General features: G+C 43.6%; 4 protein-coding genes. All 4 read left to right on the forward strand.

The features are described from left to right. Positions 1–270 precede the first annotated feature (270 nt). The 4 genes from Q0688_RS22535 (at position 271) to Q0688_RS22550 (ending at position 3322) form a co-directional block, all read left to right on the forward strand. Positions 271–1203, forward strand: a complete 933-nt coding sequence (locus Q0688_RS22535) for a replication initiation protein (protein ID WP_299082676.1) — start codon at positions 271–273, stop codon at positions 1201–1203. Positions 1204–1278: 75 nt separating this feature from the next. Continuing rightward, the gene (locus tag Q0688_RS22540) at positions 1279–2631 is read left to right on the forward strand and encodes a hypothetical protein (protein WP_299082678.1); all 1353 of its coding nucleotides are present in this window, start codon (positions 1279–1281) and stop codon (positions 2629–2631) included. A gap of 51 nt (positions 2632–2682) precedes the next feature. After that, positions 2683–3039 carry a hypothetical protein gene (locus tag Q0688_RS22545; protein WP_299082680.1) on the forward strand — a complete coding sequence of 119 codons (357 nt, stop codon included), beginning with the start codon at positions 2683–2685 and terminating at the stop codon, positions 3037–3039. Between the two features lie 22 nt (positions 3040–3061). Further along, positions 3062–3322 (forward strand): hypothetical protein, encoded by a 261-nt coding sequence (locus Q0688_RS22550; RefSeq protein ID WP_299082682.1) that lies wholly within the window; start codon positions 3062–3064, stop codon positions 3320–3322. The last annotated feature ends 97 nt before the right edge of the window (positions 3323–3419 follow it).

Here is a 3419-nt window from a genome sequence, read left to right on the forward strand (position 1 = left end):
TGCAAGCCTTACACTACCTTTGTTTTTGACTTTGATTGTGATTGTCGGTTGGGTTGGTCGGTATTAGTTCGTAGATGCTAGTGAGCTGACTGGCTCGCTAATCCCAAAAACTGGTTCTCGATGGTTGGTGATCCACAGTTTTTCTATGTTTCTTTTGTTTCTCCTTGTTTCTAGGCTCTAGAACGTCTTGTATATCATGTAGTTACAAACATTAAAACGAAGTTTTGATGGTTAAAAACGAAGTTTTGATGGTATTAAAACGAAGTTTTGATGGTTAAAAACGAAGTTAAAAATAACCTCGCTTTAAATTTAAAACGAGGTTATAGTTGGTTATCCGTTTTTAATATAAGGCACCTACCTATGACAACTACAGACAGCCTTATGAAAAAGGTTGAAGCGATTCGCTTAATCAGAGAGAAAAAGACAGCTAACACTAACGCTTTGGCTTCGGTTGACCCTTTACATGAGATGTCTAATAACACTGTTACAAAAAGCCATGCTTTGACTAGAGCTTATTACCGGTTTGGGCTTGTAGAAAAGCGCTGCATGGAAGCCTTGATAAGTAAACTTCATCCATTACGTGGCGACAATTTACACCAAGAAATTGAATTATCAGCGTTGGAATACAGCAGAACCTATAACGTATCTGAAAAGATTGCTTACCGAGATCTCGCTGGTGCAGTGGAAACGTTGATGCATCGCGTGATAACAACAGATCGGGCAGAAAACAAGAAAGGGAAGCGTGCTTTTACGTTGATGAGTGCTGCTGAGTATAAGACTGACGAAGGGAAAATAAGCTGTGAATTTAACTACCATGTCGTCCCTCACCTGATAGGTATGAGGGATAAATTTAGCAGCTACCCGCTGCGCGACGTGGTTAATTTCAGCAGCTCTTACACTTGGCGTTTTTACGAATTACTAGCAAGCTGGGCAGACAAAAAATCTACTTTGTTTGTTGGGTGGATTAAAAACCAAAGTGTCGAAGAATTAAGGGACATGTTAGGTGTTCCTGAGAGTTATAAATGGTCAGACTTTCAGAAGCAGCTTGATTTGATAAAAACGGAACTGCGGGAAAAAGCTAATATTTTTATCCATTTTGAACGTAAGAAAACAGGTCGGAAAATAACCCATCTCAACATTCAATTTATTGAAGATGAGCAGCAACAGCTACCACTAGAAGGAGGTGACGCTAAGAAAACATAAGTAGTAACGCCCTACCCGCTTGGCTGGAACCAAGCAGGAGGACTTCACTTAAACGACTATTTAGGAGTCGAGAAAATGCAAAACGATACTATCATTAATACTACTGGTTTCAGTAGTGAATCCCTGATTGCAACATTGGGTATCATCGGCCTATTCCTTGCGCTGATGGCTTATCAACAGCGTGGTAACGCTAACCAAGCCCGTGCGTGGCTGGGGTACTCTGCCCTGACGCTGGAACTCTTGGCCGGATCAATGGCCATTTATTGGAGTGTTAAAAACGGCTCAGGCCTGCTCACATGGATATTTGTTTTAGGCTTTGTTGGTCTGGCTGTCGCTAAGGCTTCAATCGTGACCGCCGTGTCTAAAGCGTTTACCGATCGCAATCACCCTGCCCTGCTTTTTGGGGTCATTTCTTTGCTGGGTGCTTATACCGTCGTGTACTTTGCCGGCTCTTTTCATGGCGGTATTGAAGGTGCCGGGAAAGCCGCACAGGAAGCCACCGCCAGCGCACCGATCAGAGCGTTAGATGCTCAGCTTGAAGCCGCCAGAAACAAACTCACCAGTCTGTCCAATTATGCCGATGGCAATAAAGCCGCCTCGGAAAGTGCAAAAGCTTCCAGTTTGAATGCACAGTTAGCCAGCGCCAGAGCCGCTTTGAGTCGATGCCCTGCCAACTATCTGACTAAATGTATTAATCCAAATCAGCGCAAAATTGACAGTATTCAAAGCCAATTAAGCGCCCTCACCTACTACTCAGGAAATCAGAATTATTCCGGCACTAAACAGCTCATTGCTGACCTTGAAACACAACGCGCTGAAATGCTCACGGGTGGGAATATTGCCTCAGAATCAGGTCATGGTGCTGACGATAAAATGATTGCCTGGTTACTTAATATTCCTGAAGAAAAAGCACGGGATCTGAAGTGGCTAATCTTTGTTTTAGCGTTCGATATTTTGAGCTTATTGTTTCGATTTACCGGTGAATTTGTCAGTCGTGGAATACCTGAAACGAAGTTACTGACTCGTCAATTAGCCGTCCTGTTAGAGTCAGGCTATTCGTTGCCAAATGCGGCGCTGGTACTGAGTGGTCAAACCGGTTTAATAAGTGGTTCACTAACAAGTGACACAGGGGTCACGCGTGAGGTCTCTAGCGGTCATTCCAGCGGGGCCCCAAAACCGTTAGTTCTGGACAACGATAATGACTTATATCTAAAGTGGATAGGGCAGGTGAAAAACGGTGATCTGAAGTGTACACAGAATGATGCTAAGCGGTTTATAAGCTCTAACATGACTAAGGGCAATCAGTCCCAAACCATTACGCCTGCTGGCATGATAGAAATACACAAAAGGTGGTTAGATCAAGCAACGAATGAAGGGGTGTTAAAACCTCTTGGTGGCCTAGGCAAACCGTCACATATACTTGCATAATTAACCAAACGAATAGGGCGGCTCTAACGAGTCGCCTACTGAGGAAAAGACATGGCTCTTTATAACGGAAAAAATGATGCAATCAGGACGTTAATTAATGCGACCTGGGTAACAGCAAAAACATTGCAAGACTGGCACTTGACTGTCGCCAGCCTTAGCGCCGCTCAAGCGATGACAGACAACACTTCTGACATTGCTGAACTGGCTGAACTCATCGAGATTGCAAAGGAGAATATTCAGGATTTAACTGAATTCTATACGTGTGAAAAATGCGGTCATGAATCAGCCAGTAGTGATTTGATTCGACTTAATCACTTCTCATCTTCTTACTGCCCAAATTGCCAAGCACTTATGTGGGAAGGAATGAGAACAGTACATGATAACAGTGACGATAATTCTACAACGTAAAATCTAAAACAGAGGTTAGATAATGAAGATCAAAACTGAAGCAGATATTGATGCGGAAATGAAGCGTCTTTCTGAGCAAAAGAAAGCTCTCATTAATACAAAAAAATTGGCATATGCCTCCGGTATTTCTAAGGCAATCAAAGCAGGGCACTTAAACGCCAGTGACATTAAAGCGGCCTTGAGCAAAGTTGTTACCAGCAAGAAGGATCGTGCGCTACTGGGTCTTGGTCCGGTTGATCCAGACGAGACCAAAGCACCGCCACCACTCCCAACCAGCCGCTAAACGCTGCCTAGCTCTGTGCATCTTGTACGCACAAAATAGGGCGCAGATTGTCATCATGAGCGTTTAGGCTCATAATTAAATCTTCAAAGTCCGCTCT

The organism is uncultured Paraglaciecola sp., from assembly GCF_937123705.1.
Classification (GTDB): Bacteria; Pseudomonadota; Gammaproteobacteria; order Enterobacterales; family Alteromonadaceae; genus Paraglaciecola.

Coding starts and splice junctions, on each gene's coding strand:
- Q0688_RS22535 (WP_299082676.1), top strand. CDS start 271: ATGGTTAAAAACGAAGTTAAAAATAACCTCGCTTTAAATTTAAAACGA.
- Q0688_RS22540 (WP_299082678.1), top strand. CDS start 1,279: ATGCAAAACGATACTATCATTAATACTACTGGTTTCAGTAGTGAATCC.
- Q0688_RS22545 (WP_299082680.1), top strand. CDS start 2,683: ATGGCTCTTTATAACGGAAAAAATGATGCAATCAGGACGTTAATTAAT.
- Q0688_RS22550 (WP_299082682.1), top strand. CDS start 3,062: ATGAAGATCAAAACTGAAGCAGATATTGATGCGGAAATGAAGCGTCTT.